The 19,049-nt window shown below is 41.5% G+C and carries 18 protein-coding genes; 15 read left to right on the top strand and 3 right to left on the bottom strand.

The features are described from left to right. Positions 1–19: 19 nt before the first annotated feature. From V7L31_RS27640 to V7L31_RS27630, 3 genes are all read left to right on the top strand, one after another. A complete protein-coding gene (locus V7L31_RS27640; protein ID WP_334699205.1) occupies positions 20–1,051 on the top strand; it encodes a chemotaxis response regulator protein-glutamate methylesterase in 1,032 nt (343 codons plus the stop codon). Positions 1,052–1,222: 171 nt separating this feature from the next. Next, a complete protein-coding gene (locus tag V7L31_RS27635) occupies positions 1,223–2,617 on the top strand; it encodes an ATP-binding protein (RefSeq protein ID WP_334699204.1) in 1,395 nt (464 codons plus the stop codon). 372 nt (positions 2,618–2,989) lie between these two features. Further along, positions 2,990–3,298: an NIL domain-containing protein gene (locus V7L31_RS27630; RefSeq protein WP_334699203.1), complete on the top strand. Its 309-nt coding sequence runs from the start codon at positions 2,990–2,992 to the stop codon at positions 3,296–3,298. A gap of 76 nt (positions 3,299–3,374) precedes the next feature. Here V7L31_RS27630 and V7L31_RS27625 read toward each other — a convergent pair whose 3' ends face one another. Both V7L31_RS27625 and V7L31_RS27620 read right to left on the bottom strand, forming a co-directional pair. Next, on the bottom strand, positions 3,375–4,052 hold the full coding sequence (locus V7L31_RS27625; protein WP_012407592.1) for a response regulator transcription factor: 678 nt from the start codon (positions 4,050–4,052) through the stop codon (positions 3,375–3,377). A 611-nt stretch (positions 4,053–4,663) separates the two neighbouring features. Continuing rightward, complete coding sequence (locus V7L31_RS27620) at positions 4,664–4,849, bottom strand: hypothetical protein (protein ID WP_334699202.1); 186 nt, start codon at positions 4,847–4,849, stop codon at positions 4,664–4,666. A 304-nt stretch (positions 4,850–5,153) separates the two neighbouring features. Here V7L31_RS27620 and groES point away from each other — a divergent pair, with 304 nt between their 5' ends. The 10 genes from groES (at position 5,154) to V7L31_RS27570 (ending at position 15,458) form a co-directional block, all read left to right on the top strand. Then, the gene (gene groES, locus V7L31_RS27615) at positions 5,154–5,465 is read left to right on the top strand and encodes a co-chaperone GroES (protein ID WP_012407590.1); all 312 of its coding nucleotides are present in this window, start codon (positions 5,154–5,156) and stop codon (positions 5,463–5,465) included. A 143-nt stretch (positions 5,466–5,608) separates the two neighbouring features. After that, positions 5,609–7,246 carry a chaperonin GroEL gene (gene groL, locus V7L31_RS27610; RefSeq protein ID WP_334699201.1) on the top strand — a complete coding sequence of 546 codons (1,638 nt, stop codon included), beginning with the start codon at positions 5,609–5,611 and terminating at the stop codon, positions 7,244–7,246. A gap of 726 nt (positions 7,247–7,972) precedes the next feature. After that, positions 7,973–8,467, top strand: a complete 495-nt coding sequence (gene sixA, locus V7L31_RS27605; RefSeq protein ID WP_334699200.1) for a phosphohistidine phosphatase SixA — start codon at positions 7,973–7,975, stop codon at positions 8,465–8,467. Between the two features lie 108 nt (positions 8,468–8,575). Continuing rightward, complete coding sequence (locus tag V7L31_RS27600; RefSeq protein ID WP_334699199.1) at positions 8,576–9,712, top strand: citrate synthase; 1,137 nt, start codon at positions 8,576–8,578, stop codon at positions 9,710–9,712. Between the two features lie 347 nt (positions 9,713–10,059). After that, a complete protein-coding gene (gene nuoH, locus V7L31_RS27595) occupies positions 10,060–11,178 on the top strand; it encodes an NADH-quinone oxidoreductase subunit NuoH (RefSeq protein WP_334699198.1) in 1,119 nt (372 codons plus the stop codon). 94 nt (positions 11,179–11,272) lie between these two features. Then, positions 11,273–11,857 (top strand): NAD(P)H-quinone oxidoreductase subunit I, encoded by a 585-nt coding sequence (gene ndhI, locus V7L31_RS27590; protein ID WP_094349399.1) that lies wholly within the window; start codon positions 11,273–11,275, stop codon positions 11,855–11,857. 125 nt (positions 11,858–11,982) lie between these two features. After that, a complete protein-coding gene (locus V7L31_RS27585) occupies positions 11,983–12,597 on the top strand; it encodes an NADH-quinone oxidoreductase subunit J (RefSeq protein WP_334699197.1) in 615 nt (204 codons plus the stop codon). 59 nt (positions 12,598–12,656) lie between these two features. Next, the gene (nuoK, locus tag V7L31_RS27580; protein ID WP_006199065.1) at positions 12,657–12,962 is read left to right on the top strand and encodes an NADH-quinone oxidoreductase subunit NuoK; all 306 of its coding nucleotides are present in this window, start codon (positions 12,657–12,659) and stop codon (positions 12,960–12,962) included. A 6-nt stretch (positions 12,963–12,968) separates the two neighbouring features. After that, positions 12,969–13,889 (top strand): NAD(+) kinase, encoded by a 921-nt coding sequence (locus tag V7L31_RS27575; protein WP_334699196.1) that lies wholly within the window; start codon positions 12,969–12,971, stop codon positions 13,887–13,889. A gap of 774 nt (positions 13,890–14,663) precedes the next feature. Further along, the gene (locus V7L31_RS27570) at positions 14,664–15,458 is read left to right on the top strand and encodes a GNAT family N-acetyltransferase (RefSeq protein ID WP_334699195.1); all 795 of its coding nucleotides are present in this window, start codon (positions 14,664–14,666) and stop codon (positions 15,456–15,458) included. A 51-nt stretch (positions 15,459–15,509) separates the two neighbouring features. Here V7L31_RS27570 and V7L31_RS27565 read toward each other — a convergent pair whose 3' ends face one another. Further along, a complete protein-coding gene (locus V7L31_RS27565; RefSeq protein ID WP_334699194.1) occupies positions 15,510–15,647 on the bottom strand; it encodes a hypothetical protein in 138 nt (45 codons plus the stop codon). 2 nt (positions 15,648–15,649) lie between these two features. On the opposite strand from V7L31_RS27565, the gene V7L31_RS27560 reads away from it, so the two are divergent. Both V7L31_RS27560 and V7L31_RS27555 read left to right on the top strand, forming a co-directional pair. Next, positions 15,650–17,326 (top strand): glycosyltransferase family 39 protein, encoded by a 1,677-nt coding sequence (locus tag V7L31_RS27560; RefSeq protein WP_334699193.1) that lies wholly within the window; start codon positions 15,650–15,652, stop codon positions 17,324–17,326. An 88-nt stretch (positions 17,327–17,414) separates the two neighbouring features. Beyond that, positions 17,415–19,034, top strand: coding sequence for a glycosyltransferase family 39 protein (locus V7L31_RS27555; RefSeq protein ID WP_334699192.1), 1,620 nt, complete (start codon positions 17,415–17,417; stop codon positions 19,032–19,034). Positions 19,035–19,049 lie beyond the last annotated feature (15 nt).

The following is a 19,049-nucleotide window of genomic DNA, read 5'->3' as shown; positions in this document are numbered from 1 at the left end:
TAAATTGAGAAATAAACCTTTGACAATCCAAAATCCAAAATCCAAAATGGTATGGCCTGTGAGAATTGCGATCGCTAACGATATGTTCATGGCTGTAGAGGTACTACGGCGTATTGTGGTAAAAGTACCAGGTTACAAGCTGGCGTGGGTTGCTTACGATGGTGCGGAAGCTGTGAGCAAATGTGCGGCTGATACTCCCGACCTGATTTTGATGGATGTACTAATGCCTAGCATGGATGGAGTAGAAGCGACACGGCGCATCATGAGCCAATCTCCCTGCGCCATTGTGATGGTGACAGCTAGCGTTAATCGCTATGCAGCCAAGGTTTTTGAAGCAATGGGTTATGGAGCCTTAGATGCCATCAATACGCCAGCTTTGGGTGATGATGGGCTACTAAATAAAATTGCCGCGATCGCCCGTTTAATTGGCAAATCTTCACATCGGCGATCGCTTCCTATCCATCGCCCAGAATCACGTCCACCGCTAATTGTTATCGGGGCTTCCACTGGTGGCCCCCAAGCATTGAAAACTATTCTCTCCCAATTTCCCCAAAATTTTCCGGCGGCTGTAATTGTTGTTCAGCATGTAGATGCTGAATTTGTTCAAGGTTTTGCCGCCTGGTTGAATGAGCAAATTCCTCTACCTGTGCAATTAGCGATCGCAGGTTCTACACCACAGCCCGGTAAAGTTCTGATTGCCGGCACAAATCTTCATTTGGTAATGCATCCCGACCTTACCCTTGGCTATGACAAAGAACCACTAAATTATTTCTACCATCCATCCATTGACGTTTTCTTCAACAGTGTGGCTAAAAATTGGACTGGAAAGGGGGTTGGGGCATTGCTGACGGGGATGGGTCGAGATGGCGCTCAAGGCTTAAAACGATTGCGCGAAGCAGGTTGGCACACTATTGCCCAAGACCGCAAAACTTGCGTTGTTTATGGTATGCCGAAAGTGGCAGTGGAATTAAAAGCTGCGGTGGAGGTTTTGCCAGTTGAGGCGATCGCATCAACCTGTATCAAATTTACGGCAAAATACTTAAACAAATAGTATTTTATTATACTTTTACAAAATATATGCTTTAAAGCAAATGCTTAAAACACCTTTACGAAGTATTTCAAAATCCTGAATTACTGAGATATAATTGCGACAATTGCAAATTAGTACATTTAACTTATTAGTTTGTAGTCGTGAAAACAAAGACCTATTTAGAGGTGCTAAATGAACCCGCAAGAAACAGCACTCTTACAAATATCTCAAAAGACAGAAAAATTATCACCGAAGTGGAGTGAACCAGAAACCCCGCAAGCTGTGCCATTTATTTTGGATGCCAAAATATTGACAGTCAGACTTCTACTAATTGACGATCAGGTAATTATCAGCGAAGCCTTCCGTCGGATGGTTACGACAGAAACAGATATTTTCCTTCATTACACAAGTAATCCAGCTAAAGCTATTCAAGATGCGATCGCCATAGAACCAACGGTAATCTTTTTGGATATGATCATGCCAGATATCGATGGATTAATGTTACTGCGTTGGTTTCGCTCTCATCCAGTAACTCGTGATATTCCGATCGTCATGCTATCCAGTAAAGAAGAAGCAAAGTTAAAAGCAGAAGCTTTTGCTGAAGGTGCAAATGACTACCTAATCAAATTACCCGATCCAGTTGAGTTAATTGCCCGCATTCGTTATCATTCCAAAGCCTACAATAACCTCAAAGCACTCACTACTGCAACTGCTACTGCCCAACTTCAAGCACAACAGTTAGAAAATACCTTACGAGAATTACAAACTACCCAAGTTCAATTGATCCAGACAGAGAAAATGTCTAGCTTGGGTCGGATGGTTGCAGGTTTAGCGCACGAAATTAATAATCCTGTTAATTTTATTCACGGGAATTTTAATCATCTTAATAACCATGTCAACTGTCTTTTAAATTTAATCCAACTATATCAACAAGAACATCCAGATTCGTATTCTTTATTTGAAGAGAAATTTGGCGACTTTAATATTGATTTCATCAGTGATGATTTACCAAAAATTCTTTCATCCATGAGGATAGGAACCGATCGGATTCGTGACATCGTGATGTCCCTAAAAAACTTTTCTCGACTCGATCAGTCAGAGAAAAAAGCTGTTAATATTCATGAAGGTATTGAAAGTACTTTATTACTTTTAAATCATCGAATACAACCAAAAATTGAGATTATTAAAAAATACGGAAATCTCCCACCAGTTCAATGTTATCCAGCACAACTAAACCAAGTATTTATGAATATCCTTAGTAATAGCATTGATGCTTTACTAGAGCTAGATAATCAGATCCAAAAGCAAATAGTGATTAAAACTGAAGTAACTGAATTACAAACAGTGATAATTACATTTAGAGATAACGGTGATGGAATAGATTCCGAGATTCAAAGCAAGATATTTGATCCTTTCTTTACAACTAAACCTATCAACAAAGGAACGGGATTAGGTTTAGCAATTAGCCATCAAATTATTGAGAAACATCAGGGAAATATCCAGCTAAAGTCTGAACTTGCTTATGGAACTGAATTTGCGATTGAAATTCCAATAGCATTAGCTATTAATCATAAAAGCGACACTTAAATTAAGACTTCATCGGAGAATTATTTTTTATAAGTTTTTAAAGAAGAATGCTGAATTCTGTTTTAATAAATACATAATCCATTAGATGCTAATACTATTTGATTAAGATAAGAGACGCGATGAATCGCCGTCTCTGTAATAATTTATCGCATCTTTGCGCTTTATAATTTTTATCAAAAAACCTTAACAGAACCGTATTGCATTAGATGCGATCGCACTTGTTTATGAGAATCTATAATTCATCTCATCTAAGCTTCATGATGAATTATGAATCATTTGCTACCGCTTGCGTGCATGGGATGAGTGACGCTAGTGTTAAAAGAAATCGTGCAAAGCTAAACCCTTATCCAAGAAGTCGAATAGGAAGCTAGAATGGCAATTCCAAATAAACAAGTAAAATCTAATACTGATATTTTAGATAATAGACGCACCCAAACTCGCATCCAGGTTCGCATTCCTAAAGACTTACATGAGGAACCAGTCATTTCACGACTGGTTTCTCACTATGGAGTAACAGTCATTATTGCTGATGCTCAGGTAAGCGCAAACGTGCCACAATATAGCTGCTTCGATCTGGAACTGCGAGGTACTGTTTCTCAGATTGAAAGCGCCCTAACTTACCTAGATGAACTGGATTTAGAAGTTTTGCACCAATCCAGCCCTGAAGAAGATGGTTGGTAAATTGAGTTAGGAGTTAGGAGTTAGAAGTTAAAAAATTCATAATTCATAACTCCTAACTTTTAACTCTTAACTTTGTTTAAGCCATTTGATTTTCAATCGCCCACCGCGCTAATTCAGTGCGGTTGTGGAGATTGGTTTTGCCCAACATATTGGACACATGGCTTTCAACCGTGCGCTGACTAACATTTAGTTCTTCAGCAATTTCACGGTTAGCTAAACCCCTAGCAACAAACTGAACTACTTTCAGTTCGGTTGGGGTTAATTGCACATCGAAGGGAACCTGGATACGGGAACCGTTTTCGCCTCCTTTTGCTTGGTGTTCTTTCCAACGGATAGTTTGTTTCAGCGAGGATTCAACTTGCGCTACGAGTTCTTCTGGTTCAAAGGGTTTGACCATATAAACATCAGCACCTTTATTCAGACCCTTAACTCGGTCTGCACTTTGTCCCTTAGCTGAAAGGAAAAGAACCGGAATCCAGCTGGTGCGTTCGTTTTGCCGGACTTGTTCCACAAAAGTATATCCGTCCATTTCCGGCATCATCACATCGCAGATGATCATGTCTGGAACATCTTGCTCTAAAATTTCCAGAGCTTCACGTCCATTTTCGGCGGTGATGACTTCGTATCCCCGGAATTCTAAGTAATCCTTCACCAGCAAGATGAGGTTAGGGTCATCATCAATCAATAGAAGTCGTTTGTGATCTTTCATGCTGGGCTCTTTCATAGCAGTGGCACTTGTCGCGCTTCGGTCCATCAAAGTCTTGAATATTTATCCTCTATGGTGGGTTATTCGAGATGTTGTCCTTTTTCCTACTTAACTTGCCTTTGCTGTCTCGAAGTCTCAAAAATGCCGAACACTTTCAATAGACTAGTAGCTCGATAGCAAAAGTCCAGCAAGGATACGTATAGCAGTAGTATCTATAATGCGCTATTATATATCGCATTGAAAGGGGCGGGGTAAAAAACACTGATAAAATAATAATCCTTCTGACTTACAAGTTAAGTATTGGCTTAAAGATGACCCTACCTCAAAACCAACCCGCACTTTCTTTAAGCTTACTGCCATAACATATCCTTCGGTTGTTAAGCCTCTATAAGGAGTTCACAAGAAACTAGGGAAGTTTTTGGCAAAGGATGGGTTAAAAACGCATATTTTTTTACCACCTTATTGCCTATTCAGTGTTCTTGGATCATCCGCAAGGTAACTTCCGGGTTTACTTGGCGACACCATCAGTGTAAACCACCATTATGAGTCTAGAACAAGAAACACGCAAGCAGTTGGCTTTTGTTCTAGAGATGCAAATGGCATAACTCTAGTATGCGGCTCATTGAGTTTGAACTCTTTAAGTCGCTTTTTAAGCATTCTCAGGATTCCACACTAGCTTGTTTTGAGTAGAAATTAACAATTGTCTGGTCAGCACAAATAAAAATGTGTTGCTGATTTTTTGCAATTTCTAAACTTTCTACATAATTACTCAGGGTCTTATGTTCTAGAGGCTTAGTGGTTTTGGGAATTTGATGCCTGGACTGGATCGCTGTGTTGTTACTCATCGAGCAGATCCCTCTTCCAAGCTTTGAAAATTGGGGATTGGGGGGATAAGGAAATAATAAGGTAATATTTTCTCTCCCTGCTCCCTGCTCCCTGCTCTTCTGCTTCCCCTTGCCTACTCTCTACTCTCTTCGTAGCTTACAGAACAAAACCTGAAAGGTAGAAATAATTAAGCATTTATACTTAAGTACATTTATGACCCACTAGTTCGGGAACCCGTACTCAAGGGATTCTTGCTATTGGACTCCACTTTTAGGTAGATTAGCACTCAGGAGTTGAGAGTGCTAAACTCTGGAGAAAATAATTATGGCAGCTTTATCTCTAAGCGTTTCTACAGTTAAACCTCTAAGCGATCGCGTTTTCGTAAAAGTGAACGCTTCTGAGGAAAAGACCGCAGGCGGTCTGTATTTGCCCGACACAGCCAAGGAAAAGCCCCAGGTTGGGGAAGTAGTCGCCCTTGGCCCTGGCAAGCGTAATGAAGACGGTAGCCGTCAGGAATTGGAAATTAAAGTCGGCGATAAGGTGTTGTACTCCAAGTACGCCGGCACTGACATCAAGCTCGGCACCGAAGAATATGTACTGCTTTCTGAAAAAGATATTTTAGCAGTTGTTATCTAGTGGGTTATGAGGGCTATGGGTTATCGGGTATGGGTTATGGCAGATGGGAACAATCCCCAATCCCCAATCCCCAATCCCTAATCCCTAATCCCTAATACCCAAATTCAAGAAAAAATTGAACTAATCCCTGGATTTAGACACCTATGGCAAAGCGCATTATCTATAACGAAAACGCCCGTCGCGCTCTAGAGCGAGGCATTGACATTCTGGCTGAGGCTGTAGCTGTTACCCTTGGCCCCAAAGGTCGTAACGTAGTTCTAGAAAAGAAATTTGGCGCACCACAAATTGTCAATGACGGTGTAACGATCGCCAAAGAAATCGAATTAGAAGATCATATTGAAAACACTGGTGTAGCTTTGATTCGTCAAGCTGCTTCTAAGACTAATGATGCTGCGGGCGATGGTACCACAACTGCTACCGTTTTAGCTCATGCGATCGTCAAAGAAGGCTTGCGGAACGTTGCAGCTGGTGCGAACGCAATTTCACTCAAACGCGGTATTGACAAAGCTACTGCCTTCCTAGTAGAAAAAATCAAAGAACACGCCCGTCCAGTGGAAGATTCCAAAGCTATTGCCCAAGTTGGTGCGATCTCGGCTGGTAATGACGAAGAAGTTGGTCAGATGATTGCCCAAGCAATGGACAAGGTGGGTAAGGAAGGCGTAATTTCCCTAGAAGAAGGGAAATCTATGTTCACCGAGTTGGAAATCACTGAAGGGATGCGCTTTGACAAAGGCTACATCTCTCCTTATTTCGCTACTGACCCTGAACGGATGGAAGCGGTTTTTGATGAGCCTTTCATACTGCTGACCGATAAGAAAATCGCTTTGGTACAAGACCTTGTACCAGTGTTAGAGCAAGTAGCTCGTGCTGGTCGTCCTTTGGTGATTATCGCTGAAGATATTGAAAAAGAAGCTTTGGCAACCTTGGTAGTAAACCGTTTGCGTGGTGTACTCAACGTGGCTGCTGTTAAGGCTCCTGGCTTTGGCGATCGCCGCAAAGCACTACTAGAAGACATCGCTGTTTTAACTGGTGGTCAACTAATTACCGAAGATGCTGGTTTGAAGCTAGATAACACCAAGCTAGATAGCCTGGGTAAAGCTCGCCGGATCACCATTACCAAGGACAGCACTACAATTGTTGCCGAAGGTAACGAAGCTGCTGTTAAGGCTCGTGTCGAACAGATTCGTCGTCAAATCGATGAAACCGAATCTTCTTACGACAAAGAGAAATTACAAGAGCGTCTTGCTAAACTCTCTGGTGGTGTTGCTGTAGTGAAAGTTGGTGCAGCAACCGAAACCGAAATGAAAGACAAGAAGTTGCGCCTAGAAGACGCTATCAACGCCACCAAAGCTGCTGTGGAAGAAGGTATCGTTCCTGGTGGTGGTACAACTCTGGCTCACCTTGCTCCTGAATTGGAAGTTTGGGCAAAGAGCAATCTTAAGGATGAAGAGTTGATTGGTGCGTTGATTGTCGTTCGCGCCTTACCTGCCCCTCTGAAGCGGATTGCTGAAAACGCCGGTCAGAATGGTGCTGTGATCGCTGAACGCGTGAAAGAGAAAGAATTCAATGTTGGCTACAATGCTGCGACAAACGAATTCGTCGATTTGTTAGCTGCTGGTATTGTTGATCCTGCGAAAGTGACTCGTTCTGCTCTGCAAAACGCTGCTTCCATCGCTGGTATGGTGTTGACAACCGAATGTATTATAGTTGACAAACCTGAGCCTAAGGATGGCGCTCCTGCTGGCGCTGGTGCTGGCGGCGGCGGCGATTTTGATTACTAATACTTTGTAATCCCCTGTTTGTAAAAATAGCTGCTTCCCTTGTGGAGGCGGCTATTTTTTTATAGTTCTTGCTGGGAAAGGGGAGCAGAGGGGAGCATTGGTGTCAACTTAACGCGAAACCGCTTGTCCGCCGGGAATTTAAATTCCCGTCTAATAGCTAAAGTCATCTGAAGATGACTAAATATTGCCAAAAATCTCCAGTCTACTTCAGTAGACTTAAGCTAAAAGCCAAAAAAATTTATTTCCGGGCGGGCATGGAAGCCAACAGATAAGCTATTTCCATCTGAAGTTGACACCTATGAGGGGGGAGAACCCCATACATAAATGTAAGGGCTTGAAACAAGGACGTATTATTTCTCTTTACGAGACGCCAAAGGCGAACGTGCTATGCCTCTCGAAACAAATGTTTAAATCAAAGGGCATAAATAAATTTATTGGCTCTGAAAACCTTTGAGCAGAAGAATTCCAGAATCTTTCTCCCCTGCCCCCTGCCTCTTTGGTCAAGATTCAGGTGTTTCAAACGAGAAAATAACGAAATGGAAGATTACCAAGCCGCTTTCGGGATTACAGATTTATTCAAGGTTTAAACCTATTGCCATATCCATTCACTGTGCTGGACAGATGGCACATCAACGAATAAGTAATAATGATTAAGATTAGGATAGGTTAAGTCACACCACACGTAACTGCTAACTCATCACGGGCTACGCTAACAAAACTCAAAGTATGGAACTATACTTAATTCGTCATGGCATCGCCGAAGACAAGGGATTAGGCATCAAAGATGAGGAGCGCAGCCTTACCAAAGAAGGAAGGCAAAAAACTGAGAAAGTTGCCCAAAAACTTGTTAAATTAGGTTTAAACTTTGATTTAATTCTCACTAGTCCCTTAGTGCGGGCCCGCCAAACGGCTGAAATCCTCATAGCAGAAAAACTAAGCTCCCAATTCGAGGAATCCAGCCACCTCGCGCCCGATGGTCAAATTTCTAGTTGGCTCAAAGACTGGTTAGAGCCAAAAAATTATTCCCAAAATACCCAACTGGCGCTGGTTGGACACGAGCCTAATTTGAGTAATTGGGCAGAAATTTTACTGTGGGGAGAAGCCAAAGCAAGCTTAGTCTTGAAAAAAGCAGGTATGATTGGGATAAAACTACCAGAAACAGGTTCTCCTCTGGGTCGTAGTCAGATGTTTTGGTTGACACCGCCCAAGTACCTGCTATAACAGTTTTTCAACATTTTCGATTGTTGTTAGAACGGCTACTGTTATGGCGACAATAAATTTCTGGTAAGTTAGCTCAATCAGATATTTCACAAAGCGAATGGTGTTGCCATGATGGTGTGCGAATACAAGCCTGGTCTAGAAGGCATTCCCGCCGCCCAATCAAGTATCAGCTATGTTGATGGGCAAAAGGGAATACTAGAATATCGTGGCATTAGGATTGAAGAATTAGCAGAAAAAAGTACATTCTTGGAAACTGCTTATCTCTTAATCTGGGGTAAACTGCCAAGCAAGGAAGAACTGGAAACATTTGAGCATGAAGTTCGTTACCACCGGCGGATAAAATACCGCATTCGGGACATGATGAAATGCTTTCCAGAAAGCGGCCACCCAATGGATGCCCTACAAGCCTCTGCTGCGGCTTTAGGTTTGTTTTATTCGCTCCGGGATTTACATAATCCTGTCTACATTCGAGATTCGGTGGTGCGCCTGATAGCAACCATTCCCACGATGGTGGCAGCCTTCCAACTAATGCGGAAAGGCAATGATCCGGTGCGTCCCCGTGATGACTTAGACTATTCTAGTAATTTTTTATACATGCTCGATGAGCGAGAACCCGATCCTTTGATGGCGCGGATTTTTGATATCTGCTTGATACTTCAAGTCGAGCATACAATGAATGCTTCCACTTTCAGTGCCAGGGTGACAGCTTCCACCTTGACCGATCCTTATGCTGTGGTTGCAAGTGCCGTGGGAACTTTGGGTGGGCCTCTGCATGGTGGAGCCAATGAAGAAGTAATTCAGATGTTGGAAAAAATTGGCTCTGTAGAAAATGTCCGTCCCTACATAGAGGACTGTCTGCAAAGTAAATCTAAGATTATGGGCTTTGGACATCGTGTGTATAAAGTAAAAGACCCACGAGCCATAATTTTACAAAATCTTGCAGAGCAATTGTTTGAGAAGTTTGGCCATGACAAGTTCTATGACATTGCTCAAGAAATGGAACTAGTGGTAGAGGAAAAACTCGGTAGCAAAGGGATTTATCCAAATATTGACTTTTATTCCGGTTTGGTGTATAGGAAGATGGGGATTCCTACCGACTTGTTTACACCAATATTTGCGATCGCACGTGTTGCCGGTTGGCTAGCCCACTGGAAAGAACAACTAGCAGAAAACCGGATTTTCCGTCCTACCCAGGTTTATAACGGTTTGCACGAAGTTACTTATACTCCCATTGACAAACGGTAAATGGGAATTGGGCATGGGGCATTGGGCATTGGGTACAAGAAGCAGAGGTGCGGAGGGGCAGAGGGGAAAGACTTACTACAACTTCTCTTCTGCTCCCCTGCTCCCCTGCCCCCTTGCTCCTCTGCTCCCCCATCCCTCAATAGCCAATCTCAATGCCAACCATAAGTAGAAGTTCTTATCTCGCTTCAGGGTGGTCAAACCATCCAACGATATACTAGGCATGGGAATTGGCAACAAATCTTCAATCGGGCCTCATCTGGACAAAAATTAAAAATGGGTGAATTTACAGGTATTAATTTAACTAATAGTTGTAATTCACCATGACTCATGTCTTAAAGAGCGGAAACATGAATTCAGGAATTGACCTCCAAGGAACTTTTATTGAATCCCTCCGGGATTTAGGTATACCAGCAGGAACAGCCAAAGCGATTTGGATGCCGCTGCCAATGATACTGATGCTGATTGGGGCAACAGTGGGGGTATTAGTTGCTACTTGGCTAGAACGGAAAATTTCTGCCTCCGCACAGCAGCGAATTGGGCCAGAATACCAGGGGCCTTTTGGGTTGCTGGTGCCTGTAGCGGATGGTCTGAAGCTGGTATTTAAAGAAGATATAGTACCAGCCAAGTCTGACCCCTGGCTGTTTACTCTTGGCCCAATTATTGTTGTAATTCCGGTGTTTCTGTCGTTCCTGATTGTGCCCTTTGGACAGAATATCGTAATTAGCAATGTGGGCATGGGCGTATTCTTGTGGATTGCCTTGTCAAGCATTCAACCCATTGGCTTGCTGATGGCTGGCTACGCATCTAATAACAAATACTCCCTCTTAGGGGGGTTGCGGGCAGCAGCGCAATCTATTAGTTATGAAATTCCTTTGGCGTTGGCGGTGTTAGCGATCGCTATGATGTCTAATAGCCTCAGCACCGTTGATATCGTCAATCAGCAATCTGGCTACGGCATCCTGGGCTGGAACATTTGGCGACAACCAATTGGTTTTCTGATTTTTTGGATCGCCGCCCTAGCTGAATGCGAACGATTACCCTTTGACTTACCCGAAGCGGAAGAAGAAATCGTCGCCGGCTATCAGACTGAATACTCAGGGATGAAATTCGGTCTGTTCTACCTGGGTTCATACGTTAACTTGATCCTTTCTTCCTTACTAGTAGCAATTCTCTACCTGGGCGGTTGGGACTTTCCGATTCCCCTCAACCTCATCGCTGGTTGGCTGGGAGTCAGTGAATTAAATCCTGTGTTCCAGATCGTAACTGCGGCTTTGGGTATCACCATGACCGTGTTCAAAGCCTATTTACTAGTGTTTGTCGCCATCCTGTTGCGCTGGACAGTGCCACGGGTACGGATTGACCAACTGTTAGATTTAGGATGGAAGTTTTTGTTACCAGTCGGCTTGGTTAATCTCCTATTAACCGCCGCCCTAAAACTAGCCTTTCCCTTCGCCTTCGGCGGGTAAGCCAATTTTAGATTTTAGATTTTAGATTTTAGATTAAGTCTGAAATCTAAAATCCAAAATCCAAAATCCAAAATTGAAAAGAGAGAGACACAAAATGCTAAAGTTCCTGAAACAAGTTGGTGATTACGCCAAAGAAACAGTACAAGCTGCGCGTTATATTGGTCAGGGACTTTCTGTCACCTTCGACCACATGCGACGGCGTCCAATTACCGTACAGTACCCTTACGAGAAACTGATTCCTGGCGAACGGTTTCGCGGTAGGATTCACTTTGAATTTGATAAGTGCATCGCCTGCGAAGTTTGCGTCCGCGTTTGTCCAATTAACCTGCCTGTAGTAGATTGGGAATACGACAAAGCCAGCAAAAAGAAAAAACTCAACCACTACAGCATTGACTTTGGAGTTTGTATCTTTTGCGGTAATTGTGTGGAATTTTGCCCCACTAACTGTCTATCTATGACAGAAGAGTATGAGCTTGCCACTTACGATCGCCATGAATTGAACTACGACAACGTAGCACTAGGTCGTCTGCCCTATAAGGTAACAGATGATCCAATGGTTACACCACTACGCGAACTAGTTTACCTACCCAAAGGCGTCCTCGAACCACATGGATTGCCCGCAGATGCGCCACGTGCAGGTGCGCGTCCAGAAGATTTGGTAGAACAAACAGAAAAATAAATGTCATTTGTCCATTGTCATTTGTCCTTTGTCCTTTGTTATTTGACCAATGACTAATGACTAATGACCAATGACTAATGACCAATGACCAATGACCAATGACAATTGACTAAGGACAAAAAACAGTGAATCTAGCAGAAGGAGTACAGTTAGTATCACTTGGCATACTAGGCGTGATGATGATTGGGGCGGCCATTGGTGTGGTGCTGTTCTCTAGCATCGTCTATTCTGCCTTTTTGCTGGGGGGTGTGTTTATCAGCATAGCGGGAATCTACCTGTTGCTAAATGCTGATTTTGTTGCAGCTGCACAAATATTGATTTACGTTGGGGCAGTTAACGTGCTGATTTTGTTTGCCATTATGTTGGTGAACAAACGACAGAATTTTGTGGCATTTCCTAACTCTTGGGTGCGGAAAGTACTAACAGGTGTAGTAAGTGTAGGATTGTTTGGTCTTTTAAGTACGATGGTGCTGGCTACTCCTTGGGCGTACTCAACTCCTGCTGTAGTCGGTGGTGAAAGTTCTATTGTTTTAATTGGAGAACATTTCTTCACTGACTTTTTGCTGCCTTTTGAATTGGCTTCCATTTTGCTGCTGATAGCGATGGTAGGAGCAATTATTTTGGCACGTCGCGAGTATTTGCCAGATCAACTGACACGATCCAATGTGGGGCAAACTGTTTTGACTTTACAAGAACGCCCCAGAGAACTAGTATCAACAACTAGCGAAACAAAAGAGTAATATTTGCGACCTGAGTCGCAGATAAACAGCCAGCTTTTTCAGGAGGGATACCCAGATTCATGCAACTCCAGTACTTTTTATTACTAGCAGCAGCTTTATTCTGCATCGGCATCTACGGTTTAATTACCAGCCGCAACGCTGTGCGGGTGCTGATGTCAATTGAGTTACTGCTCAATGCTGTTAATCTGAATTTAATGGCATTTTCCAACTTCCTCGACTCAACATTAATTAAGGGTCAGGTTTTCACAGTATTTGTGATTACCGTGGCCGCAGCCGAGGCGGCGGTGGGTTTAGCGATCGTGCTAGCCATTTATCGCAACCGCGATACCGTCGATATGGAGCAGTTTAATCTCCTGAAATGGTAATTGCGCGTGCAACTAAAGCAGGTAATCATTGCTTATAAAGCGCGGGATGCCCGGAGTAAAGAATGGGCAGAACTCTGTGCGAAACAACTAGAAAGTCGCGATTGCCAAGTGTTGATGGGGCCTAGCGGGCCGAAAGACAATCCCTATCCAGTCTTTTTGGCTTCGGCGAGTCAACCAATCGATCTCGCTTTGGTACTCGGTGGCGATGGTACTGTTTTAACCAGTGCCAGGCATTTAGCCCCAGCTGGCATCCCAATTCTGGGAGTGAATGTGGGAGGTCATCTGGGGTTTTTAACTGAATCGGTGGAAGAGTTTCAGGATACGGAGAAAGTTTGGGATCGGCTGTTTGAGGATCGCTATGCTATCCAACGACGGATGATGTTACAAGCTGCGGTGTATGAGGGTCATGGGTCTAATTTAGAACCTGTGAGCGAACGTTACCTCTCTTTGAATGAATTTTGTGTCAAACCCGCCTCAGCTGACCGAATGATTACCTCAATTCTGGAAATGGAAATCGATGGTGAGGTGGTCGATCAATATGTCGGGGATGGGTTGATTATTTCCACTCCCACAGGTTCTACTGGTTACACTGTTTCTGCTAATGGGCCAATTATGCACGATGGTATGGAGGCGATTACCGTCACTCCTATTTGTGCAATGAGCCTTTCTAGTCGCCCTCTCGTTTTACCCCCTGGTTCTGTGGTGAGTATTTGGCCTTTGGGGGATTACGACTTGAGTACCAAGCTGTGGACAGATGGGGTTTTGGGGACTTCAATTTGGCCGGGACACCGTGTTGATGTGCGGATGGCAGAGTGTCGGGCTAAATTTATTATTTTGCGCGAGAACAATTCCTACTATCAGACGTTACGGGAGAAGTTGCTGTGGGCAGGTACGAGGGTTCACTACAGTAATAATCACCGTAATTAATTAAGTATTTTAGAGTGCATTTACCGCAGATGGCGATCGCATTGGCGATGGCAACCAAAATTATCTAAGCCCCTGGATTCATTCGGGGGCTTTCTGCCTGATTTTGATTGTAGATAATTGATCTTTCAAGACGCGATAAATCACGTCTCTATATGAGGGTTTTGTTGCTCATTCTGAACTGTATTGCTTTATAACTGATACCAATTTTAAAAATAATTGCAACAGATAGAGTGAGAAAATCCAGATGCACCAAGCAGTTTACAATCCAAAATCTAAAATCCAAAATCCAAAATGGTATGACTTGCATTCATAGCCTATATCAAAGAAAAATTTTGTATCTTATTGCCAGATTTTTTAGGAATTAATGCCCATAATAAAAGCACTCTACCTCTAATCCCAGAAAGTAAAAAAGCTTTCTCAAGGATCTTTTATCGAAAACCGTCTCAATTATCCTTCGACACATTAATGCATAATGTGAGCTATTTTTATGAGAAGAATTCAGAACTCAGGAGTCAGAATGGGCTAAACCTTAGCTATCCGCTAACAGCATGAATTCTGTACGAGTGGGTAATAGCGTAGCGTTAGCGAGTCCGTGAGCGTCTGAATATTGGTTAAAACCACGTAAGAGGTGGGCGAAACTAAAATAAATATTTTTCGTAATCAAAACTCTATCCCGCAAGTGGCGTAGAGTATTCTGAATTCTGAATTCTGACTCCTGTTTTATAGTACCTAAATCCTAGTAGGATATTTTCGCAAATCTAAGTAGGAAGATAGATGGAAGTTTCTGGACGCCACATCAATTACCCACTGAATCCTCTTCCCCCTCTTGAAGATTTTCCCGTCCTTCAAACTGAAAAATATACCCTACGGCTGGCGTCAACTGAAGAAGAATTAGAATCAATTTTTCGGTTGCGCTTTGAAGTTTTTAATCTTGAACTAGGCTTAGGATTATCTACTTCTAACTTTACCCAGATGGATATAGATAAGTTTGATGCGGTTTGCCATCATTTAATCTTGTTCTCGAAACAAACGGGTAAAACCATTGGAACTTATCGGATGCAAACCTATACAATGGCTTCTCAAAGACTAGGCTTTGATGCTGCTGATATATTTAATCTTAATGGAATTCCTGATTCTGTACTGCGAGTATCTGTAGAAGTGGGACGCGCATGTATAGCTAAAGAATATCGCAATAGTCAGGCACTTTTATTACTTTGGGAAGGTCTGGCAAATTATCTGATCTGGAGTAAAAACCAATATTTATTTGGGTGTGCATCGTTACTAACACAATGTCCTTGGCAAGCTACTTGCGCTTATGATTATTTTCGGCAGAATGGCTTGATGCATCCGAGTATTTTGGTCTATCCAAATTCACAATCTTCTCTACAACTCCCTCAAGATTGTCTAGATTCATCTAATTTTGAGATTCCGAAAATTTTGCAGGCATATTTGAATATTGGAGCTAAAATATGCAGTGTTCCAGCTATTGATTCGCAGTTTAAGACTATTGATTTTTTAACTATATCTAATAGTAAAGACTTTGCTAGATGGCGTTACCAAATTTTGTAAAAATGGTCTTTTTCACTAATATAGATGGCTAGAGGAACGAACCTTTGATGTTCATTCATTACTCGGAATCGGGTGCGATCGCTCTAAGTATCTTCGATGAATAAACTCAGATATAATTATTAGCGATCGCACTTCATTTAGTCTTACTGGCTCGATTATTGTAGATAAATTATTTATTGGGAAAATCACTTATGCGCCATCTCAAATTTGCTCCGAGTTGGTTGCGATTTTTAGTTATTTTCTTATTGGCGATGGGTATCTTGTTTCGCTTCTTTAACCTTGATGGCAAAGTTTACTGGCATGATGAAACTTATGCCTCATTGCGGATTTCTGGTTACACAAAAACTGAAGCAAAACAGCAACTTTTTAATAATCGTGTCATTGGTGGAGAAAGTTTTAGCCAGTTTCAAGGTGCAAATCCAGAAAAAAGCTTAAATGACACAATTATGTCTTTGGCAAAACAAGATCCACAGCATCCACCGTTGTATTACATCATAGCCAGATTGTGGATGGAGGTGTTTGGTAATTCGGTGACGGCGATCAGAAGTTTATCTGCCTGTATTAGTTTGCTGGTTTTCCCTTGTGTATATTGGCTATGCCGAGAATTATTTAATGTGCCATTATCGGTTTCTGGTGTTGCGATGCCTGCGGCGGGCGTAGCGATCGCACTCATGGCTATCTCGCCCATTCACTTAGTATACGCCCAAGAAGCACAAGAATATATTCTTTGGTTAGTCACGATCTTACTATCCAGTGCGTCTTTACTGCGAGCGATGCAGGTAGAAGATGAGCTAGCAAAAGAACGACAACGACCAGATTTATTTGCTACCTGGAGCATTTATGCAGTAACTTTAGCCATTAGTCTTTATACATTTCTTTGGAGTGTATTTGTAGCACTTGCTCACGGCATTTATGTGATGATCGTCGCCAAATTTCAGTTTACTGAAACTGTCAGAACTTATCTGATAGCATCAATGATAGGTTTTTTAGCTTTCATGCCTTGGATAACAGTTGTAATCGGTGACTTTTTTCAATTTTTGATTTCAGCAGATAAAACAACTTCGCAGTCATCTTTATTGACTGTATTTCCATTTTTAATAATGCAGTTAAGCCGGATTTTTTTTGATATCAACCTTACTTCAGAAAATTCTTTAAACTATTTAATTACACCAATATTTTTAACTTTGGTAGGATATGCAATTTATTTTCTTTGTCAAACAACTAACTATAAAGTTTGGTCTTTTATCATCACATTAATTGTAATACCAGCACTACCCCTAATAATGCCAGATTTAATTGCTGGGGTTATACGATCATCTATCGAACCATATTTAATACCAGCTTATTTAGGAATCCAATTAGCTGTTGCTTATCTGCTAGCTACACAAATATATAATGGGAGCGTGTCACGCCGGAGCATTTGGCACACAATCATGGCATTAGTGATTATTTGTGGTCTAATTTCTTTTAAGGCGAGTTCCCAGGCAGAAACTTGGTGGAATAAAGGTATGAACTATGGCAATCCACAAGTTGCCCAAATCATTAATCAGGCAACTCGTCCACTTTTGATTAGTGATGCTTTGGGCAATAATTATGGGAATGTTTTTTCTCTCAGCTATCTTTTGGAACCAAAAGTGCGATTTCTGTTGGTGAATAATCAAAAAACACCTAAAATCCCTAATGGGTTTACTGATGTGTTTTTACTTAATCCTTCAGACATTTGGCGCGAAACAATAGAAAAGAAATATAAGCTAAAGACAGATATCGTTTATAGTGATGACTATTATTCGATCTGGAAACTTACTAAAAATCGTAATTTACGCCGACGTAATATGTCGCCAAATAATCAATTATCTACTAGTTTATAGTGCAATATAGATTTCAGATAATGCATATTTAATTTTCATCAGATGTTTAAAGTACATAATTGTCTACAAGTTATTGTAAAATTTAATTATGCAGCGTCTCAAACTTACACCAAATAGGTTGCGGTTTCTCATTGTCGTTTTGTTAATGGTGGGTATATTTTTTCGCTTTTTTAACATTGACGGCAAAGTTTATTGGCATGATGAAACTTTTACTTCATTACGGATTTCTGGTTATACGGCAAATGAAGTAAGGCAGCAAATATTTAATGGTCGCATAATTACTAAAGAAAGTTTTGCCAAATTCCAAAGTCCTAATATGGAAAAGGGCTTAATTGACACAATTATGTCTTTGGAAACAGAAGATCCACAGCATCCACCACTGTATTATATAATCGCTCGGTTTTGGGTGGGAATCTTTGGTAATTCGGTGACGGCAATCAGAAGTTTATCAGCTTTTATCAGCTTGTTGATTTTTCCGAGTATTTATTGGCTATGTCGAGAATTATTTAAAGCATCGGTGTGGGTATCGGAGGTTGCGATGCCTGCGGCGGGCGTAGCCATCGCACTTATGGCAATCTCCCCTATTCACCTAGTATACGCCCAAGAAGCACGAGAATACATTCTCTGGATAGTGACTATATTACTATCCAGTGCCTCACTACTACGAGCATTACGGCTGGAATCAAAAGATAAAGCACCACGCATATTAAATTGGGGAATTTATGCAGTCACTTTAGCACTCAGCCTCTACACATTTTTATTGAGTGGATTGGTAGCATTTGCTCATGCAATTTATGTAATTGCCATTGCCAGATTTAGGTTAAATCGGACAGTGAAAGCGTATTTATTCGCATCTTTAACAGGGTTTTTCGCTTTCACACCTTGGATATTGGTTGTAATAGATAATTTTTTGCAATTTGACAGTTCAACAGCCTGGACAAAGATGCAGTTTCCCCTAGAGATTTTAATTAAATCTTGGCTTTTACAGTTAAACCGGATTTTTCTTGATTTAAACTTTGGTTTTGAAAATCCCATTAGCTATATAATTACACCATTTTTTTTAACACTTATTGGATATTCTATTTATTTTATTTGTCGAACAACCAACTATAAAATATGGTTATTTGTCTTAACTTTGATTATAATTCCTGCACTACCTTTAGTGCTACCAGATTTAATCTTTGGGGGTATACGCTCACTTTCCGAGCGTTATTTATTGCCTTCTTATTTAGGCATTCAATTAGCTGTTGCTTATCTCCTGACTACGCAGCTATATAATGAGAGTCTTGTACAGCGAAAATTTTGGCAGATAATTATAGTATTAGTGATTATTTGTGGGTTAGTTTCTTATGGAGTGAGTTCCCAAGCTGAAACTTGGTGGAGTAAGGTGATTAGCTATGGTAATCCACAAGCTGCAAAAATCATCAATCAGGCTGCTCGTCCACTTTTGATTAGTAATGATTCTGGTATTAATTATGGAAATATCTTTTCTCTCAGCTACCTTTTACAACCAAAGGTACAGTTTCAATTAGTAAAAGACCAAAGCATCCCCAATATTCCTGATGAGTTCACTGATATTTTTTTTCTAAATCCTTCAGATAGCTGGCGCAAGCAAATAGAAGCAAATTACAAGTATAAATCAAATGTTGTATATGGTGACAATCATTACTTGCTCTGGAAAGTAGAAAATCTTAACTCATTGCACTAGCATGATATACTACAT

Source organism: Nostoc sp., assembly GCF_036916655.1.
Classification (GTDB): Bacteria; Cyanobacteriota; Cyanobacteriia; order Cyanobacteriales; family Nostocaceae; genus Nostoc.
This window is presented reverse-complemented; position numbering and strand designations above follow the sequence as displayed.

Coding starts and splice junctions, on each gene's coding strand:
- V7L31_RS27555 (WP_334699192.1), top strand. CDS start 17,415: ATGCAGCGTCTCAAACTTACACCAAATAGGTTGCGGTTTCTCATTGTC.
- sixA (WP_334699200.1), top strand. CDS start 7,973: ATGGAACTATACTTAATTCGTCATGGCATCGCCGAAGACAAGGGATTA.
- nuoK (WP_006199065.1), top strand. CDS start 12,657: ATGCAACTCCAGTACTTTTTATTACTAGCAGCAGCTTTATTCTGCATC.
- V7L31_RS27570 (WP_334699195.1), top strand. CDS start 14,664: ATGGAAGTTTCTGGACGCCACATCAATTACCCACTGAATCCTCTTCCC.
- V7L31_RS27630 (WP_334699203.1), top strand. CDS start 2,990: ATGGCAATTCCAAATAAACAAGTAAAATCTAATACTGATATTTTAGAT.
- groL (WP_334699201.1), top strand. CDS start 5,609: ATGGCAAAGCGCATTATCTATAACGAAAACGCCCGTCGCGCTCTAGAG.
- groES (WP_012407590.1), top strand. CDS start 5,154: ATGGCAGCTTTATCTCTAAGCGTTTCTACAGTTAAACCTCTAAGCGAT.
- nuoH (WP_334699198.1), top strand. CDS start 10,060: ATGAATTCAGGAATTGACCTCCAAGGAACTTTTATTGAATCCCTCCGG.
- V7L31_RS27635 (WP_334699204.1), top strand. CDS start 1,223: ATGAACCCGCAAGAAACAGCACTCTTACAAATATCTCAAAAGACAGAA.
- V7L31_RS27625 (WP_012407592.1), bottom strand. CDS start 4,052: ATGGACCGAAGCGCGACAAGTGCCACTGCTATGAAAGAGCCCAGCATG.
- ndhI (WP_094349399.1), top strand. CDS start 11,273: ATGCTAAAGTTCCTGAAACAAGTTGGTGATTACGCCAAAGAAACAGTA.
- V7L31_RS27560 (WP_334699193.1), top strand. CDS start 15,650: ATGCGCCATCTCAAATTTGCTCCGAGTTGGTTGCGATTTTTAGTTATT.
- V7L31_RS27620 (WP_334699202.1), bottom strand. CDS start 4,849: ATGAGTAACAACACAGCGATCCAGTCCAGGCATCAAATTCCCAAAACC.
- V7L31_RS27600 (WP_334699199.1), top strand. CDS start 8,576: ATGATGGTGTGCGAATACAAGCCTGGTCTAGAAGGCATTCCCGCCGCC.